Source organism: Terrabacter tumescens (genome assembly GCF_014646815.1).
In the GTDB taxonomy this organism is placed as follows: Bacteria; Actinomycetota; Actinomycetes; order Actinomycetales; family Dermatophilaceae; genus Terrabacter; species Terrabacter tumescens.
The window spans coordinates 282,265-298,981 of sequence record NZ_BMNZ01000005.1; the positions used below are offsets into that span (position 1 = coordinate 282,265).

At 73.0% G+C, this 16,717-nt stretch carries 16 protein-coding genes; 8 read left to right on the forward strand and 8 right to left on the reverse strand.

The features are described from left to right. Window positions 1-85: 85 nt before the first annotated feature. The gene (locus IEY30_RS14445) at window positions 86-913 is read right to left on the reverse strand and encodes a hypothetical protein (protein WP_156035317.1); all 828 of its coding nucleotides are present in this window, start codon (window positions 911-913) and stop codon (window positions 86-88) included. A 21-nt stretch (window positions 914-934) separates the two neighbouring features. Next, window positions 935-1,732 carry a GNAT family N-acetyltransferase gene (locus IEY30_RS14450; RefSeq protein WP_052358579.1) on the reverse strand — a complete coding sequence of 266 codons (798 nt, stop codon included), beginning with the start codon at window positions 1,730-1,732 and terminating at the stop codon, window positions 935-937. Between the two features lie 71 nt (window positions 1,733-1,803). On the opposite strand from IEY30_RS14450, the gene IEY30_RS14455 reads away from it, so the two are divergent. Then, window positions 1,804-3,216, forward strand: coding sequence for an NAD(P)/FAD-dependent oxidoreductase (locus IEY30_RS14455; protein ID WP_030199133.1), 1,413 nt, complete (start codon window positions 1,804-1,806; stop codon window positions 3,214-3,216). A 125-nt stretch (window positions 3,217-3,341) separates the two neighbouring features. Here the strand turns inward: IEY30_RS14455 and IEY30_RS14460 are convergent, their stop codons facing one another. Next, on the reverse strand, window positions 3,342-4,469 hold the full coding sequence (locus tag IEY30_RS14460) for a M24 family metallopeptidase (protein ID WP_030199130.1): 1,128 nt from the start codon (window positions 4,467-4,469) through the stop codon (window positions 3,342-3,344). A gap of 79 nt (window positions 4,470-4,548) precedes the next feature. Between IEY30_RS14460 and IEY30_RS22135 the strand changes: the two genes are divergently transcribed. Genes IEY30_RS22135 through IEY30_RS14480 form a run of 4 tightly spaced genes read left to right on the forward strand, consistent with a single transcriptional unit; the run spans window position 4,549 to window position 8,905 of the window. Continuing rightward, complete coding sequence (locus tag IEY30_RS22135) at window positions 4,549-5,985, forward strand: sensor histidine kinase (RefSeq protein ID WP_030199127.1); 1,437 nt, start codon at window positions 4,549-4,551, stop codon at window positions 5,983-5,985. After that, window positions 5,982-6,692 (forward strand): response regulator, encoded by a 711-nt coding sequence (locus tag IEY30_RS14470; RefSeq protein ID WP_030199123.1) that lies wholly within the window; start codon window positions 5,982-5,984, stop codon window positions 6,690-6,692. Before IEY30_RS22135 ends, IEY30_RS14470 begins: the two co-directional genes overlap by 4 nt. A 36-nt stretch (window positions 6,693-6,728) precedes the next feature. After that, window positions 6,729-7,655 carry an ABC transporter ATP-binding protein gene (locus IEY30_RS14475; RefSeq protein ID WP_052358578.1) on the forward strand — a complete coding sequence of 309 codons (927 nt, stop codon included), beginning with the start codon at window positions 6,729-6,731 and terminating at the stop codon, window positions 7,653-7,655. Further along, window positions 7,652-8,905, forward strand: coding sequence for an ABC transporter permease (locus tag IEY30_RS14480; protein WP_043416860.1), 1,254 nt, complete (start codon window positions 7,652-7,654; stop codon window positions 8,903-8,905). The genes IEY30_RS14475 and IEY30_RS14480 overlap by 4 nt, the downstream gene beginning before the upstream one ends. On the opposite strand, the gene IEY30_RS14485 is transcribed toward IEY30_RS14480, so the two are convergent. Both IEY30_RS14485 and IEY30_RS14490 read right to left on the reverse strand, forming a co-directional pair. Continuing rightward, on the reverse strand, window positions 8,889-10,166 hold the full coding sequence (locus tag IEY30_RS14485) for an MFS transporter (protein WP_052358577.1): 1,278 nt from the start codon (window positions 10,164-10,166) through the stop codon (window positions 8,889-8,891). The two genes, IEY30_RS14480 and IEY30_RS14485, sit on opposite strands and share 17 nt — an antisense overlap. A gap of 225 nt (window positions 10,167-10,391) precedes the next feature. Further along, a complete protein-coding gene (locus IEY30_RS14490; protein WP_030199110.1) occupies window positions 10,392-11,564 on the reverse strand; it encodes a citrate/2-methylcitrate synthase in 1,173 nt (390 codons plus the stop codon). A gap of 100 nt (window positions 11,565-11,664) precedes the next feature. Here IEY30_RS14490 and IEY30_RS14495 point away from each other — a divergent pair, with 100 nt between their 5' ends. Then, window positions 11,665-12,828 (forward strand): citrate synthase, encoded by a 1,164-nt coding sequence (locus tag IEY30_RS14495; RefSeq protein WP_229675014.1) that lies wholly within the window; start codon window positions 11,665-11,667, stop codon window positions 12,826-12,828. Window positions 12,829-12,861: 33 nt separating this feature from the next. Here IEY30_RS14495 and IEY30_RS14500 read toward each other — a convergent pair whose 3' ends face one another. Next, window positions 12,862-13,476, reverse strand: coding sequence for a TrmH family RNA methyltransferase (locus tag IEY30_RS14500; protein ID WP_030199103.1), 615 nt, complete (start codon window positions 13,474-13,476; stop codon window positions 12,862-12,864). A 348-nt stretch (window positions 13,477-13,824) separates the two neighbouring features. Between IEY30_RS14500 and IEY30_RS14505 the strand changes: the two genes are divergently transcribed. Continuing rightward, window positions 13,825-14,550, forward strand: coding sequence for a DedA family protein (locus IEY30_RS14505; protein ID WP_030199101.1), 726 nt, complete (start codon window positions 13,825-13,827; stop codon window positions 14,548-14,550). Between the two features lie 109 nt (window positions 14,551-14,659). Continuing rightward, window positions 14,660-15,610, forward strand: coding sequence for a TIGR03086 family metal-binding protein (locus IEY30_RS14510; RefSeq protein ID WP_030199097.1), 951 nt, complete (start codon window positions 14,660-14,662; stop codon window positions 15,608-15,610). A 4-nt stretch (window positions 15,611-15,614) separates the two neighbouring features. Here IEY30_RS14510 and IEY30_RS14515 read toward each other — a convergent pair whose 3' ends face one another. Together IEY30_RS14515 and IEY30_RS14520 are read right to left on the reverse strand one after the other, a co-directional pair. Then, entirely contained in the window at window positions 15,615-16,331 is a 717-nt protein-coding gene (locus IEY30_RS14515; protein WP_043416859.1) for a cation efflux transmembrane domain-containing protein, read from the reverse strand. Then, window positions 16,328-16,675 carry an ArsR/SmtB family transcription factor gene (locus IEY30_RS14520; protein ID WP_030199092.1) on the reverse strand — a complete coding sequence of 116 codons (348 nt, stop codon included), beginning with the start codon at window positions 16,673-16,675 and terminating at the stop codon, window positions 16,328-16,330. Before IEY30_RS14520 ends, IEY30_RS14515 begins: the two co-directional genes overlap by 4 nt. Window positions 16,676-16,717 lie beyond the last annotated feature (42 nt).

Below are 16,717 nucleotides of genomic sequence, written 5' to 3' on the forward strand. Positions count from 1 at the left end.
GTGTGCGGCTTTGAAGATCCGTCGGAAATCCTGCCACGTATGCCGTCCGGTGCCCACGGGTGCCCACCCATCGGTGAGCGACCGCTCAGAGCAGGCGCGCGACGAGCACGGCGAGAGCCCGCTGCTGCTCCCCCTTCTCCCAGCCGCTCCCGTCGAGGGCGGCCCACACGAGGTGCGGGCCGCGGCGCAGCAGGACGACCTCGGCCGAGCCCGCGCCGTACTCCGAGCGCACCGTCCCGACCAGGGCTCCGACGCCTGCGACGGTGCTCGGGGTGGCCTTCGCGCAGGCCCGGAAGGCGACGTCGAGGTGGTCGACGAGACCGCCGGGGTCGCCCGCCACGAGGTCGACGAGGCTGAAGGTCACGACCTTGGTGCCCGCGGAGCTCTCGGGCGGGGCCTGGTTGCCGGCCTGCTTCGGCATCGTGAGGAGGTAGCCCCCGACGATGCGCCGCGCCCCGCTCGCGGGGACGAACTCGTCCGGGAGCAGGTCGGTCCAGGGCACGAGGCCGTCGCAGTGCGGCTCGGCCGGCAGCTCGCCGGGGCAGCGGGTCCGGTCGGCCGCGTCGGGACCCGGCACCGTCTCCTTCGGGTCGGACGTCGCGCTCGTCTCGGCGCCGGGGAAGACGGCGTCGAGCGGCACCTCGCCCTTGCCGGTGAGTCGGCGCGTCGTGGTGCACCGCGCCGCCGCCTCGATCGGGGTCATCCCCGGGTCGGGCTGGGCCGTGGAGGCGCCCGAGCCCAGGGCGGTGGGCGCGGACGCCGTGGATCCTCCCGCGACCGGGTCGAGGGTCTCCGAGGTGCAGGCGCCGAGCGCCGAGGCAGCCAGCGCCAGGGCGGCCAGGGCGGGGACGGTGCGCAGACGTCGTGCCCGCGTCGCCGGTCCTCGACGCGGCACCCTCTTCCCCCTCGTCACCTCAGGAGTGTCGCACTGGGCTCAGAGAGCGGGGTCGAAGACGTAGGGCGTCGTCGTCGCGACGCGGTGCAGCCCGAGCCGGCGCAGGATCGGCTCGGAGTCCGGCGAGGCGTCGACGCGGACGTGGTCCTTGCCGCGCGCGAGACCGAGGCGGGCGCGGTGGAGCAGCGTCGCCCGGTAGAGGCCGCGGCCGCGCCACTCCGGCAGCGTCGACCCGCCCCACAGGCCGCTGAAGCCGCTCTCGTCGTACTCCGCGCGGGCGGCGCAGAGCACCGGCCCCGTGCGGGACTCCTCGACGACCACGACGTCCATCGACGACGGGTCGGTGCGCCACCGGGGCAGCAGGGACTCCACCACCCAGGACTGCGGCTCGTCCCAGACGAGCTCCAGCATCTCGGCCATCCGCACGAAGTCCTCGTCGGAGTCCGCGGCGCGCACGACCACGCCGTCGGGGAGGTCGAGGTCCTGGGCCGCGAGAGGCGCGGCTTCACCGAGGATGAGGGCCTCGTCGTCCTCCTTGACGAAGCCCGCCCTCAGGAGGCGCTCGCCGAGGTCGGCCGGCTCGTCGTAGTCGTAGGTCTTCCACTCGACGCGCAGGCCGAGACCGGCGAAGAAGTCACGCTGTCGCGCGATGACGGCGTCCCACTCGTCCGGGTCGGGACCGAGGCCGTCGGGGCTCTCGATCATGTTCCAGTGGCCGCCGTCGATCTCGTACTCGCGCCGCACGAGGCCGTCGAGCTCGATGGGGCGCTGCGAGGTGCCGAGCCGGATCGGCGCGCGGGTCTCGTCGTGGAACACCTGCAGCAGTCTCTGGGCCACGGACTCTGGATCGCTCTGGAACGAAGAGGGGTTCACAGGCAGCAGCCAAGCATGGTCTGATCCGTCTCGTCATGCCTGTTTTCCCGCTCTCGCCCCGCGCCGCCGCCGCGCTCGCCGACGCCCGCCCCGTCCCGTTCTGGACCGACCGGCCGGAGCGCCCCGACCCGCGCGCGGCCCTGACCGGCGCCGCGCCCCGCACCGACCTGCTCGTCGTCGGCGGCGGGTTCACCGGGCTCTGGGCGGCGATCCAGGCCAAGGAGGCCGACCCCTCGCGCGACGTCGTCGTCGTCGAGGCGGGACGCCTGGCCGACGGCGCGTCCGGTCGCAACGGCGGCTTCATGGCGCCGTCCCTCACGCACGGTCTCGCCCAGGGCGTCTCGTGCTGGCCCGACGAGATGGAGACGCTCGAGCGCCTCGCGGCGGAGAACTTCGCGGCCATCCAGAGGTCGGTCACGGCATACGGCATCGACGCTGACCTCCACGTGCCCGGCGAGCTGACCCTCGCCCTGACCGAGCACCAGATCCCCTCTGTCCGTGAGTCGTTCGAGCTGCACCGCTCGCACGGGGTGCCGGTCGAGCTGCTGGACGCGGACCAGGCCCGCGCCCGGGTCGACTCGCCGCGCTACCTCGCCGGCATGTACGACCCGGAGGTCGCGCTCGTCGACCCGGCCCGGCTCGTCTGGGGTCTCGCGCGCGCCGCGGAGTCGCTCGGCGTCCGGCTCCACGAGCACACGCGCGCAACGGGATTCGACTCCGAGGGTGATGGCGTGCGGGTCACCCTCGACGCGGGCTCGATCCATGCGCGACGCGTCGTCATCGGCACGAACGCATCCCAGGGCGTGCTCAAGCGCTTCAGCGCCTGGGTGTTGCCGGTCTACGACCACGTCCTCATGACCGAGCCGCTGACGCCCGCTCAGCTCGATGCCATCGGGTGGCGCGGCCGCGAGGGACTCACGGACGCGGGCAACCAGTTCCACTACTACAGAAGGACGCTCGACGACCGAGTGCTCTTCGGCGGCTACGACGCCAACTACCACTTCCCGGGACGCATCGACCCGGCGCTCGAGCAGAACGACGCGTCGCACGGCCTGCTCGCGGACCACTTCCTCGACCTCTTCCCGCAGCTCGAGGGCATCCGCTTCACCCACCGGTGGGCCGGCGTCATCGACACGACCTCACGCTTCACGCCCGTCTTCGGCACCGCCCTCGGCGGACGGATGGCGTATGCCGTGGGCTACACCGGACTGGGCGTCGCCTCGACCCGCTTCGGTGCGGCCGTCGCTCTCGACCTCGTCGACGGCAAGGACACCGAGCTGACCCGGCTGGGGATGGTTCGGCACAAGCCGATCCCCTTCCCTCCCGAGCCGATCCGGTATGCCGCGGTGCGGGCCACGCGGTCCTCGCTCGCTGCCGAGGACCGCACCGGCAAACGGAACGTGTGGCTGCGCACGCTCGACCGGATGGGCGTCGGCTTCGACTCCTGACGCCGGTCGGTGTGACGACGGGGCCACTCGACGGGCGTTGGGGGTCGGTGAGTGTGACGACGGGGCCACTCGAGCGTGTGACGACGGGGCCACTCGAGGGTGACGAAGGCGGGGGGGTCCTCGGGTCAGAGGACGGCGAGGTCGGTGGGGCGGGTGTTGAGGCGCTCGACGCCGTGGACCGTCACGGCGACGATGTCCTCGATGCGCGCGCCCCAGCGACCGGAGAGGTAGACGCCCGGCTCGATGCTGAAGGTCATCCCGGCCTCGAGCGGCAGCTCGTTGCCGGCGACGATGTAGGGCTCCTCGTGGACGTCGAGCCCGATGCCGTGGCCGGTGCGGTGGATGAAGTGCTCGGCCAGCCCAGCCGCGGCGAGCACGTCCCGCCCGGCGCGTTCGACGTCCTGACACGTGACGCCGGGGCGCACGGACGCGACGGACGCCCGCTGCGCCGCCTGCAACGCGGCGTAGGCCGTGGCCACGTCGGGCTCGCGAGGGGCGCCCACGGCATACGTCCTCGTGCTGTCGGAGTTGTAGCCCGACGGCAGCGGGCCGCCGATGTCGACGACGACGACGTCACCCTGCTCGATGACGCGGTCGCTGACGGAGTGGTGCGGGCTCGCTCCGTTGGGACCCGAGCCGACGATGACGAACTCCGCTGCGGCGTGGCCCTCCTCGACGATCGCGGCCGCGATGTCGGCTGCCACCTCGGCCTCGGTGCGACCGGCGCGCAGCCACTCACCGACCCGCGCGTGCACCCGGTCGATCGCTGCTCCCGCTGCCCGGAGCTCGGCGAGCTCCGCCTCGTCCTTGCGCATGCGCAGCTCGCGCAGCACCGGACCGGCGAGCTGCTGGTCGACCGCGCCGGCGTCTCGCAGCTGCAGCAGGTGCAGCGCCGGCGTCATGTCGGACACCGCGACGCGGCCACCGGGCACCCCGCCGAGCGCCAGCGCGTAGGGGTCCTCGCCGTCGACCCACGTGCGCACCTCGACGCCGAGGTCGCCGAGCGGGACGTGCCCCAGCCCGGCGTACTCCAGCGCAGGCGAGACGAAGACGGGAGCGACCGCGGGGTCGCTCGGCACGACGAGGGCCGTGAGCCGCTCGAACGACGACCCGGCCACCCCGGTGAGGTAGCGCAGGTCCGACCCCGGCGAGACGACGGTCGTCGTGACCCCCGCATCGGCAGCGTGCCGACGCAGCCGGTCGAGCCGTGAGCGCATGGTCGTGACGTCGAGGACCGTGGAGGTGACACCCATGGGGCCGACCGTACCGCCGACGCCGGCTCCCCCTCGAGGGGGAGCCGCACCGCCGGCCGGCCTGCCTAGGGTGGAGCCCATGGACGGCCGGTGGACTGCCCTCGTGGCGCGGGTGCAGACGTACTTCGGCGTCGACACCGACTGGGAACGCGTGCCGGCCGACCGCGCCCACGTGCGGCGGGTCGACGCGTGGCTCGCCCTCGCCTTCCTCGTCACCGGGTCTCTGGGGGTCGAACTGCTGCGCAGCATCGACGCCCTCGGCTCGTTCCAGGACTCGTGGCTGTGGCCGCACCTCGTGGTCCTCGCCGGCACGGTGCCTCTCGTCTGGCGGCGGCGCTGGCCGCTCGCCGTGGCCGCCGGCCTGTCGCTTCACTTCTTCGGGGTCGGCATCGTCATGCCGGGCGTCGCGGCGTCGGTGCCGATGCAGGTCGTCTACTTCGTCGCGATCTTCACCGGCGTCGCCTGGGCGCGCGACCGGCGCCTCATGATCGGTGTCGTCGTCGGGATCGTGCTGCTGATGTTCGGCTGGCTCACCTGGCAGTTCGCCGTGGGTTCGGGCATCGAGCAGGCTCTCAGCCACGACGGCCGGATGCCCGAGCGGCAGGGCCTGTTCGGGCCGGCCACCGCCTACGTCGTCTACAGCCTGCTCATCAACGCCTTCTACTTCGGCGGCGCCATCGTCGGGGGCCAGGCGGCCTGGCGCTCGGCGCTGCGCCGCGACCGGATGGCCGACCAGGCCCGGACCATCGAGACCCAGGCGACGAGCCTGCGCCGGCAGGCGGTGGTCGAGGAGCGCCTCCGCATCGCCCGCGAGCTGCACGACGTCGTCGCCCACCACATCTCCGTCATCGGCATCCAGGCAGCCGCGGCGCGCCGGGTGCTGCGCCGCGACGCCGACGCGGCCGAGGGCGCCCTCCGCTCGGTCGAGACCTCCTCGCGCGACGCCGTCGCCCAGATGCGCGGCCTGCTCGGCACCCTGCGCACGGACGACACCGAGTCCTCGGGAGGTCCTTCCGGCGGGCCGTCCGACGGCTCCTCCGACGATCCCGCCGGCAGCGGCTCCGTCCCGCAGCCACGCTCCAGGGCTCCCGAGCCCGTGCTCGCAGACGTGCCGGCGCTCGCAGAGGAAGCCGCAGCGCACGGCCTCGACGTCCGGTGCCACGTGGTCGAGGACTCCGTCGGCGCCGTGACGTCCGTGCCCGCACCGCTGGGCCTCTCGCTCTACCGCACCGCCCAGGAGGCGCTCGCGAACGTCCGCCGGCACTCGACGGCGTCGTCGGCGACCGTCTTCGTCCGCGTGGACCGACGGCCCGAGCACGGCTTCGCGCACGGCTACGCCGAGGTCGAGGTGCTCGACACCGGGCGGCCCCGCTCGGGCACGTCGGGCACCGGGCTGGGCCTGCTCGGGGTCCGCGAGCGCCTCGCGACCCACGGCGGCGTCAGCGAGATCGGCCCGCGCGTCACCGGCGGCTACCGTGTCCGGGTGCGTATGCCGCTGCCCGAGGACGCGTCGTGACGCCGCCCACCCGCGTGCTCCTCGTCGACGACCACCGCCTCGTGCGCTCCGGCTTCTCGCTCATCCTCTCCGTCGAGGAGGACCTCGAGGTCGTAGGCGAGGCCAGCGACGGGGCCGAGGCCGTCCGGCTGACGCACGAGCTGCGCCCCGACGTCGTTCTCATGGACGTGCAGATGCCGGTCATGGACGGCATCGAGGCCACCCGCCGGATCGTGGCCGACGACCTCGCCAAGGTCGTCATCCTCACGACGTTCGACCAGGACGACTACGTGTTCGCGGGTCTCGGGGCGGGGGCCAGCGGCTTCCTGCTCAAGAACTCCGATGCCGAGCAGCTCGTCCAGGCGGTGCGCGCCGTCGCCGGCGGTCACGCGCTGCTCGCGCCGGAGGTCACGCGGCGCGTCATCGCGCAGATGGCCGCCGCGCCGGTGCCGGCGGCCCGTCCCGGCGTCCCCGGTCGGCAGGACCAGCGCGACCCGCGGCTCGACGAGCTGACCCCGCGCGAGCTCGAGGTGCTGGGCCTGGTGGGTCGAGGGCTGTCCAACGCCGAGGTCGCCGCCCACCTCTTCGTCGGCGAGGCCACCGTCAAGACCCACCTGTCCAACGTCTTCGCCAAGCTGCACCTGCGCGACCGGGTCCAGGCCGTCGTCCTCGCCTACGAGGCCGGGCTCATCCTGCCGGGGGACGTCGCGGATCCCCCGCGCGACTGATCCGCCGGACGCCCGTCCACGCCTAGCGTGGGGCGCATGAGCGCATCCGGGGAACGACTCACCAGACCACGAGCCACGGCCGACATCGAGCTGCGGCACCTCTCCCGCACGTTCGGCGAGATCCGCGCCGTCGACGACGTCAGCTTCGACGTGCCGGCAGGACTGCTCACCGGCTTCGTCGGCGGCAACGGCGCAGGCAAGACGACGACGATGCGGATGCTCATGGGGGTCCTGTCCGCCACGGCGGGCGAGGTGCTCTGGGACGGCCGGCCCATCACCCAGCTCGACCGCCGCAGCTTCGGCTACATGCCCGAGGAGCGCGGTCTCTACCCGAAGCAGGCCGTGCTCGACCAGCTCGTCTACCTCGGCCGGCTGCGCGGGCTCTCCGCCGCCGCGGCCCGTGCCTCGGTGACGAGCCACCTCGAGCGCCTCGGCCTCGCCGACCGCGCCAAGGACCACGTCGAGAAGCTCTCGCTCGGCAACCAGCAGCGCGTGCAGATCGTCGCCGCGCTGATGGGTCACCCACGCGCCCTCGTGCTCGACGAGCCGTTCAGCGGGCTCGACCCGGCAGCTGTCGACAACATGGCCGACCTGCTGCGCGAGCACACCGCCCGCGGCGTCCCGGTGCTCTTCTCCTCCCACCAGCTCGACCTCGTCGAGCGGCTCTGCGAGCGTCTCGTGGTCCTGGCCCGCGGCCGCGTGGTCGCGTCCGGCACCCCCGAGGACCTGCGCTCGCACTCCGTCGCCCGGCACCGTCTCGTGCTGTCCGGCGACGCGGGCTGGGTGCGCGGGGTCCCCGGCATCCACGCCGTCGACGTCGAGGGCTCGACCGCCCTGCTCGAGGTCGTCGAGCACGGCGCCGAGCGGCGCCTGCTCGAGGAGGCGCTGCGCCGCGGCGAGGTGCACGAGTTCTCACCCCAGCGACCGAGCCTGGCCCAGATCTACCGTGAGGTGACGGCATGACCACCACCGACCAGCGCCCCACCGACCGCGAGCGCGGCCCCGTCGCGGAGACCGCGCTCGCCGACACCACCGACACGGCGGCAGGCGGGCGCGCCTGGGCCGTCGTGGCGGCGCGCGAGATCGTCGTGCGCTTGACGAACCGCGCGTTCCTCGTCTCGACCCTCATCACGCTCGTCTTCATCGCCGGTTTCGGTGCCTTCTCGGTGTGGGAGGGCAGCAGGACGACGACCTACACCGTGGCCGTGGCCGGCTCCGACGGCCGTGCACTCGTCGAGCGAGCCGCGGTGTCGGCGCGGCAGGACGACGACAAGGTGTCGGTCGTCGCGACGTCCGTGTCGGGCGAGCCCGCGGCGCGCACCCTTGTCGACGAGGGGTCGGCCGACGCCTGGCTGCACGAGACGGGCACCGGTTGGACGCTGACGTCGGCCGACGACGCCGACCTCGCCCTGCGCACCGCCGTCGAGAGCGCGTTGCGGAGCACTGCCCTCGAACGCAACGCCGCTGCGGCCGGCACGACCGTCCAGGCCCTCGAGCAGGGCACGACGCTGACGACGACCCGCTTCGACGGCCAGGTCGGCAACAGCGGCTTCGTCAAGGGGGCGACGTTCGCCTTCGCGCTGCTCTTCTTCATGGCGGCGATGATGTTCGGCCAGCAGATCTCGGCGAGCGTCGTGGAGGAGAAGCAGTCCCGCCTCGTCGAGATCCTGGCGACCGCGATCCCCTTGCGGCAGCTGCTCGCCGGCAAGATCCTCGGCAACTCGGTCATCGCGCTGGGCCAGGTGGTGCTCTTCGCCGCCGTCGGCCTCGTGGCCGTGTCGTTCACCGACCTCTCGACGCTGCTGCCGAGCCTGTCGACGGCCGTCGTGTGGTTCGTGCTCTTCTTCGCGGTCGGCTTCTTCGCCCTCGCGTGCCTCTACGCCGTCGCCGGCGCCCTCGCGTCGCGCACCGAGGACCTTCAGTCGACGACGGCACCGATGACGACGATCCTCATGGCCGTCTACGTCGCGAGCTTCGGACTGTCGGGCAAGGCGCTCGAGGTGGCCTCCTTCGTGCCGATCGCGTCGGTCGTGTCGATGCCGGGGCGCCTGCTCGCCGGTGACGCGGCCTGGTGGGAGCCGGTGGTCGCCCTCCTGCTCATGGCCGGCTTCTCGGCGGTGACCGTCGTCGTCGGCGAGCGGATCTACCGTCGCTCGCTCATGCAGTCCGGGGGCCGCGTCTCGTGGAAGCAGGCGCTCACGGCTCAGGACTGACCGGGGCGGCTGCTCCTCCCCGCTGGTGCTCGCCCTCGCCCGTCACGTGACGGTAGGGCGAGCACCAGAGGATGAGCGCCGACGCGGCGAGCCCGACGACGGCCGCCGCGATGGCGGTTCGATTGCCCCACGTGGCCGCCACCCAGCCGCCGAGTGGGGCGGCCACCGCGATGGACCCCCAGTTGAACGAGCGGATCGTGGCGTTCATCCGTCCTCGCAGCCGGTCGGGTGTCACGAGGTTGCGATAGCTCATCTCGAGCGGCCCGCGGACGCCCATCGCGAGTCCGAAGAGCGCGTTGGCGACCAGTGGCCAGAGGAGCGCTGACGGCCCTGGCTGCGCGAGCAGCAGGAGGGCGTATGCCGTGGGGCTCAGCCACTCGGTCGTCGTGACCACCCGCCCGGTCCCGAAGCGCCGTCCGAGGCGCGGGGCGAGCCCGGCGCCGACGACACCGGTGACCCCGGTCGCGGCGAGGACGAGCCCGACCGCGATCGGGCCCAGCCGCAGCTCGGTCGTCGCGAAGTAGACGAGCACCGTCGTCACCATGGCGTTGGCGAAGAACCACAGGTGCAGGGCGATCGCGTACGGCCCGAGGGTGACGTGGCGATAGACCCACGCCGCTCCCTCGCGCAGCTCGCTCCGGAGGTGCCGCTCGGCGGACGGCTCCGGCCTCGCCTCCTCGACACGGAGCGTCGCGAGCACGACGGCCGACACGGCATACGACATCGCGTCGACGAGGATGGCCACGGGCGCGGAGAGCAGTCGCACGAGAGTCCCACCGACGAGCGGCCCGAGGGACTGCGTCGCCGAATACGTCTGTGCCAGGCGGGCATTCGCCGATGCGAGTCCGGGCGCTGGGACGATCGTCGGCAGCAGTGACAGGTGGGCAGCGGTGAAGAACATCGACGCCGAGCCGGTTGCGAAGACGAGGACGGCGAGGATCGGCACCGTCAGGTGGCCGGTCAGCGCGAGCACTCCCACCGCCCCGAGCAGCACGGCGCACAGCACGTCGACCACGACGAGGAGCGGACGCCGGCGCATCCGGTCGACGACGACGCCGGCGAGCAGGCCGAAGAGCAGGTAGGGCAGCCACTGCGCGGACCGCACGATCCCGAGCGCCGTCTGGTCGGCGTGCAGCGTCTCGATGAGGAGCAGCTGCAGGGCCAGCGTCGAGACGAAGGTCCCGAGGTTCGAGACGGCGTCGGCGATCCAGAAACGGACGAAAGCCCCGGACCGGGACGTATCGACCGTCGATCGGGACACGCGTGCCCCCTCCTTACGTGCAGCCGACGATTCCTTGACACCACCTTGTCGAGTTCTGACCTGAACGTCGACCCGACGCGTCGGATCTGCCCTACCGTGGACGTGACGTTCGGAGGGCTCCGGGCGACGAAACCAGCGACCGGATGCTCCCCCGGTCGCGCCGAGCAGGCCCCGGCAACCGGATGCGTCGGGGCCTGCTCGATGCCCTCTCCCGGGCGCGGCGACTCAGGCCGGCAGCGGCGTGCGCGTGCCGGTCGGCACGGGCTGGGGCGGCGGCGGTCCCACGTAGCGCGCGGCGGGCCGGATGATCTTCGGGTCGCGGCTCTGCTCCAGGACGTTCGCCGTCCAGCCGACGACCCGCGCGACGCAGAACGTCGGCGTGAACATCGACGGGTCGAGCCCTGCCAGCTTCATGACGACGCCGGCGTAGAACTCGACGTTGGCGTGCAGCTCGCGACCGGGCTTGAGGTCGGCCAGCGCCTGCTCGATGGCGTCCTCCACCCCGACGGCGAGGTCGACGAGCGGGTCGTCCCAGCCGCGGGCGACCGTCTTGAGCATCTCCGAGCGCGGGTCGCGGGTGCGGTAGACGGCGTGGCCGAACCCCATGATCCGGGCGCCCGACGCGATGCGCTCGCGCACCCAGCCGTCGGCCCGGTCCAGCGTGCCGATCTCGTCGAGCGCCTCGAGCGCGCGGCTCGGGGCGCCTCCGTGCAGCGGCCCGGAGAACGAGCCGATGGCCCCGACGAGGCAGGCCGCGAGGTCGGCGCCGGTGCTCGCGATGACCCGGGCCGTGAAGGTCGAGGCGTTGAAGCCGTGGTCCATCGTCGCGACGAGGTACTGCTCGACGGCCCGGGCGTCGCCCGCGGCGGGCAGCCGTCCGGTCACCATGCGCAGGTAGTCCTCGGCGTGGCCGAGGCTCGGGTCCGCGGGGATGGGCTCGAGGCCCTGGTGCAGCCGGTGGGCCGCAGCCAGGATCGTCGGCGTGATCGCGACCGAGGCCATCGCGGCGGCGAGCTTCTCGTCCTCGTCGCAGTCGTAGAGGGGCCGCAGGCCGGCGATGCCGCCCCACGCCGACAGTGCCGTGCGCAGCACCTGGAGCGAGTCGGTCGTCGTCGCGCAGATGGCCGGCAGCAGGTCGGCTAGCGCGGCCGGAAGGACGCGCAGCCGGCCGATCTCGGCCGTGAACGTCGCGAGCTCGTCGGCGTCCGGGAGGTGGCCGCGCTCGAGCAGGTGCCAGGCCTGCTCGAAGCCGACCTTCTCGGCCAGCTCGACGGCGGAGTACTGCCGGTAGTGGAAGAAGCCCTCGTCGCCGCGGACGTCGCCGAGCTCGGTGTCGGTGACGACGACCTTGGCCAGGCCCTTCGGGACGGTGATGAAACCGGTGGGGTTGGTGGACATGGGGTGCTCCTCTCGGGTTCACTCGTCACTCTCAGCGATGTTGATCAACACCGTCAATGTTGATCGCGTCAACTGTTGACCCGATCAACCCGGAGGCGACATGGCGATGACGTCAGGCACGTGGATCACGACGACGGAGGCTGCCCAGCGGCTCGGCGTCAAGCGCGCGACCCTCTACGCCTACGTCAGCCGTGGGCTGCTCCGCAGCGAGCGCCGACCCGGCCAGCAGGAGAGCCTCTTCGACCGCGCCCAGATCGACGCCATGGCTTCGGCCACCCGGCCGCCGGGAGGTCCGCAGCCGGTCCTGCGCTTCCGCAGCATCGCGACGTCGGTGAGCAGCCAGACCGAGGGCGACCTGCTCTATCGCGGGCACCCCCTGTCGGAGGTCGTGTCCCTCGGGTCGCTCGAGGAGGCGGCTGCCATCGTGCTGGGATCCGCTGTGGCGCAGGGAGTTCCGGGCCCGGACCCCTCGGTGCCGGCCGGTGTCGACCTCTCGAGCCTGCCGCTCGAGCGCCGGATGCCGGTCGCGGTGCAGCTGCTCGCCGCGGCCGACCCGTTCGCGTCCGACACCGACCCCGCACGGGTCAGGGCCGCGGCCGTGCCGACGCTGCGCGCTGCGTTGACGCTGCTCGCCGGGGGTCAGGGCCAGTCGGACCTGGCGGCGCTCGCGCTGGCGGCACTGGGCGGGTCACCCTCGGCACGCGCCGACGTCGCGGCGCTCCGGGTCCTGCTCGTCGCCCTCCTCGACCACGGCCTGACGGCCTCGACGGTGGCGGCCCGCGTCACCGCCTCGACGCGCGCGGGACTCCACGACTGCCTCTGCGCCGCGTATGCCGCGATGGCCGGGCCGCTCCACGGTGCGGCGCCGGTCGCCGCCCACGCCCTGCTCACGGACGGCGTCGACCCGGCTGTCCTCGTCGCGCGCTCGCTGCGCGAGCGTGGTGCGGTGGCCGGCTTCGGCCACTTCCTCTACCCCGACGGCGACCCGCGCGCCGACGTCGTCCTCGAAGCCCTGTGGCGCCGACGCGGCACCACCCGGCTGCGGCGCCGCGTCGAGAGCCTCGCCGCTCTCGTCGCCGAGCGCACCGGCGCGCTGCCCAACATCGACCTCGCGAGCGCGGCCGTGCTGCACGCGTTGGGCCTGCCTGCCGAGTCCGGCGAGGTCGTCTTCCAGGTGGCCCGCACCGTCGGCGTCGCCGCGCACGTCGCGGAGGAGTATGCCGAGGAGCCGCTGCGCTGGCGGGGCCGCGACCCGCAGGGCTGAGCCAGCGGCCGGCGACCGGCGGCCGGCGACCGGCTAGACGTGCTGGTCGAACACGTGCCGACGCACCCACGCGTGCATCGCCACCGCCGCGGCCGCTCCGGCGTTGATCGAGCGGGTCGAGCCGAACTGCTCGATGTGCAGCACGGCAGCGCACTCGGCGCGCATCGGCTCCGAGAGGCCCGGCCCCTCCTGCCCGAAGACGAGGACGCACCGGCGCGGCAGGTCGAAGGTCTCGAGCGGCACCGAGCCGGGCAGGTTGTCGATGCCGATGACGACCAGTCCCTCGGCAGCCGCCCAGGCCGCGAGCGCCGCGGCGTCCGGGTGGTGGTGCTCGTGCTGGTAGCGGTCGGTGACCATCGCCCCGCGGCGGTTCCACCGGCGCCTGCCGACGATGTGGAAGGCCTGCGCGCCCATGGCGTTGGCCGTGCGGATGACCGAGCCGATGTTGAAGTCGTGGCCCCAGTTCTCGACGGCGACGTGGAAGTCGTGCCGCCGGGTGTCGAGGTCGGCGACGATCGCGTCGTGCCGCCAGTAGCGGTACGCGTCGACGACGTTGCGCCGGTCACCGTGCTCGAGCAGCTCGGGGTCCCAGTGGTCGCCGTCGGGCCAGGGGCCCGGCCACGGTCCGACGCCCACCTCTGGTTCCACGCGCCGAAGTCTACGGAGGCGAGGACCCGAGGCGAGGACAGGTGGACCGCGGGAGGACCAGGAGGAGGACGGCACGTCCGCCGTCGCGCCCGCCGGAGCGGGGGCGACCCCGAGGTCCCGGCGCGTCGCCGGCCTCCTCCTGCGCTCCCTGAGCTCATGGTGGCCCGGCCCGGCCCACGGACGGAAGGGACGCCCCCACGATCGATACGTCTTCGAGACCTGCGCTGGGAAGTGGCTGGGAGGCCGGTGGGGAGGCGCTGCGGACCCGCCGGGGAGCCGCTGGACACCCACAGCCCACGGACAGCGAGGATTCAGGGGTTCCCGGGCACACGGCATACCCTGTGACCCATGCACCTACTCGCCGCCCTGCCGGCCGTCGCTCCGGCCCTCGGCCCGAAGTGGATGGACCCCACCTACCTGCTGGAGCAGTACCAGGGGGCGTTCTTCGTCATCGCCCTGGTCATCGTCTTCGTCGAGTGCGGTCTGCTCTTCCCGATCCTGCCCGGCGACTCGCTGCTCTTCGCGGTCGGCCTCTTCATCGCCACGGGCCAGATCGACCTCAACCTCGGGCTCGCCATGGCGGCGCTGACGCTCGCGGCCTTCCTCGGCAACGTCGTCGGCTACGAGATCGGCCGGGCGGTGGGCAAGCCGCTCTACAAGCGGCAGGGGCGGTTCATCAACACCGCCAACTTCGACAAGACCAACGCGTTCTTCGACAAGTACGGCAACCGCGCGCTCGTGCTCGGCCGCTTCGTGCCGATCGTGCGCACCTTCATCACCGTCGTGGCCGGCATCGGCCGCATGCACCGCCAGCGCTTCTTCGGCTGGAGCGCCGTGGGCGCCGTGGCGTGGGTCGTCGGCGTCACCCTGCTCGGCTACTTCCTCGGCCAGGCGTTCCCCGGCCTGACGAAGAACATCGAGTACGCCATCCTCCTCGTCGTGCTCGTCTCCCTCCTGCCGATGGTCTACGAGTTCGTCAAGCACCGTCGCGAGGCCAAGGCGATCGCCGCCGAGACCGCCGACGCCGTGGGCGACATCGCCGAGAACGCGACGGGCACCGACCGCCGCTCCTGAGCCGCCACTCCTGAGCCACTGCTCCCGACCCCACCACTTGCGGCGATGCCGTGACGCCGCACCCGCCACCGGCGCACACTGGTGGGTGCAGGGGTGATGGGAGGACGTCGTGGAGACAGGCACCAGGGCCCGGCAGACCGGCCCCGACCTCGGCGAGAGCTACCGCCGGAGCGTGCAGTGGTGGGTCCAGCAGGTGCACGGCGTCGCCGACGACCAGTGGGACCTGCCGACGCCGTGCAGCGACTGGACGGTGCGTGACCTCGTCAACCACGTCGCGGGCGAGGACCTCTGGACCGCTCCCCTGATGCACGGACGCACCATCGCCGACGTGGGCTCGCGCCTCGACGGCGACCTCCTCGGTGAGGACCCGCGCGGCGCTGCCGCATCGGCGGCGACCGAGGCGGTGGGCGTCGTCGACGAGACGCTCCCCACGCACGGAGCCGTGCAGCTCTCCTACGGCGAGGAGTCGATGGACGAGTACGTCCGCCAGCTCGTCGCCGACCACCTCGTGCACGGCTGGGACCTCGCCGTCGCGACCGGCCGCGCCCGCGACCTCGACCCCGCGCTCGTCGCCGACGTGGCCGCCTGGTTCGACGGGACGGAGGACGCCTACCGCTCCGGCGGGGCCGTCGGAGCGCGTATGCCGTCCGGCGGCGACCCACAGACCGACCTGCTCGCGCGCTTCGGCCGGGACGCGGCCTGGGGACCGACGCACGCCGGCTTCGCGCAGTTCGTCGCGGCGTTCGGGCGCGGCGACGTCGAGGCGATCATGGCGCTGATGACCGACGACTGCGTCTTCGAGGCCACGGGGCCAGCGCCGGACGGCATGCGCCACGAGGGCGCGGCAGACGTGCGCTCGGTGTGGGAGTCGCTCTTCACCGAGACAGGCAGCCCCGCCTTCACGGCCGAGGAGTCGTTCGTGGCGGGCGACCGGGGCGTGCTGCGCTGGCGCTTCGACTGGGTGGCCCCCGACGGCTCGCCCGGTCACGTCCGCGGCGTCGACGTCGTGCGCCTGCGAGACGGCAAGGTCAGCGAGAAGCTGTCCTACGTCAAGGGCTGAGCGGTCAGCCGGCGCAGCAGCTGCATCCCGGACCGCACGAGGTGCAGGAGAGGTGCGGGGCACCCTGTCCGGCCGGCACATCGGCGCGTGGGACGTTGGGGGCGCAGCAGGCGTCTCCGCGCCAGGCGTCGAGTCCCTCGCGCGCAGCGATGGCGGCGATACCCAGGGCCGCGACCGGATCGGCCCATGACCACTCGAACCAGGCGTTCACGGCGAGACCGACGAGGAGCACCGCCGACAGGTAGGTGCACAGCAGAGTCTGCTTCGAGTCGGCGACCGCCGAGGCCGAGCCGAGCTCGCGTCCGGCACGTCGTTGCGCCCACGACAGCACCGGCATGACCGCGAGGCTGACCGCGGCGAGCACGAGGCCGACCATCGAGTGCTGCGCCTCGCCGGCGCCGGCCAGGCTGCGCACGGCGTCGACCGTCACGACTGCGGCGAGGGCGAAGAAGGAGCACGCGATGGCCCGCAGCGCTGGCTTCTCCCGCGCCTCCGGGTCGCTGCCTGCGAACTGCCACGCCACGACGGCCGCCGACGACACCTCGATCACCGAGTCGAGCCCGAAGCCCAGGAGCGCCGAGGAGGAGGCTGCTGCTCCCGCACTCAGGGCGATGACGGCCTCGAGCACGTTGTAGGTGATGGTCGCCGCGACGAAGAGCCGGATGCGCCGCGACAGGATCGCCCGTCGGGCGGGGGACGGCCCCAGCGACAGGGCCGTCACGGTCGCACCGCCTCGCGAGCGGCCCCGGCCACGGAGACACCGCCGCAGCAGTCCGGGTCGACCACCAGGACCAGGTCGATGAGGTCACCGAGGGCGTGGCCGATCTGTGCGTCGGTCAGCTCGTACAGCGCCCGCCGGCCCTCGGGGCGGGCGACGACGAGTCCGCACCCGCGCAGGCAGGACAGGTGGTTCGACAGCGACTGGCGTGAGACGCCCAGCGTCTCGGCGAGGTCCGCCGGGTAGGCCGGGCCGTCCTTGAGGGCCAGCAGGACCCGCACCCTCGTGGCGTCGGAGAGCGCGTGTCCGAACCGGGCCAGCGCGTGCGTCGGCGTCGCGGTGATCATGCGGTTGATGATACACGCGACGATGTATCCACCCCAGACTGA

Bases quoted from the DNA above. Each gene is read 5' to 3' on its own strand.
- IEY30_RS14475 (WP_052358578.1), top strand. From the start codon at position 6,729: ATGAGCGCATCCGGGGAACGACTCACCAGACCACGAGCCACGGCCGAC.
- IEY30_RS14505 (WP_030199101.1), top strand. From the start codon at position 13,825: ATGCACCTACTCGCCGCCCTGCCGGCCGTCGCTCCGGCCCTCGGCCCG.
- IEY30_RS14495 (WP_229675014.1), top strand. From the start codon at position 11,665: ATGGCGATGACGTCAGGCACGTGGATCACGACGACGGAGGCTGCCCAG.
- IEY30_RS22135 (WP_030199127.1), top strand. From the start codon at position 4,549: ATGGACGGCCGGTGGACTGCCCTCGTGGCGCGGGTGCAGACGTACTTC.
- IEY30_RS14455 (WP_030199133.1), top strand. From the start codon at position 1,804: ATGCCTGTTTTCCCGCTCTCGCCCCGCGCCGCCGCCGCGCTCGCCGAC.
- IEY30_RS14460 (WP_030199130.1), bottom strand. From the start codon at position 4,469: ATGGGTGTCACCTCCACGGTCCTCGACGTCACGACCATGCGCTCACGG.
- IEY30_RS14480 (WP_043416860.1), top strand. From the start codon at position 7,652: ATGACCACCACCGACCAGCGCCCCACCGACCGCGAGCGCGGCCCCGTC.
- IEY30_RS14520 (WP_030199092.1), bottom strand. From the start codon at position 16,675: ATGATCACCGCGACGCCGACGCACGCGCTGGCCCGGTTCGGACACGCG.
- IEY30_RS14490 (WP_030199110.1), bottom strand. From the start codon at position 11,564: ATGTCCACCAACCCCACCGGTTTCATCACCGTCCCGAAGGGCCTGGCC.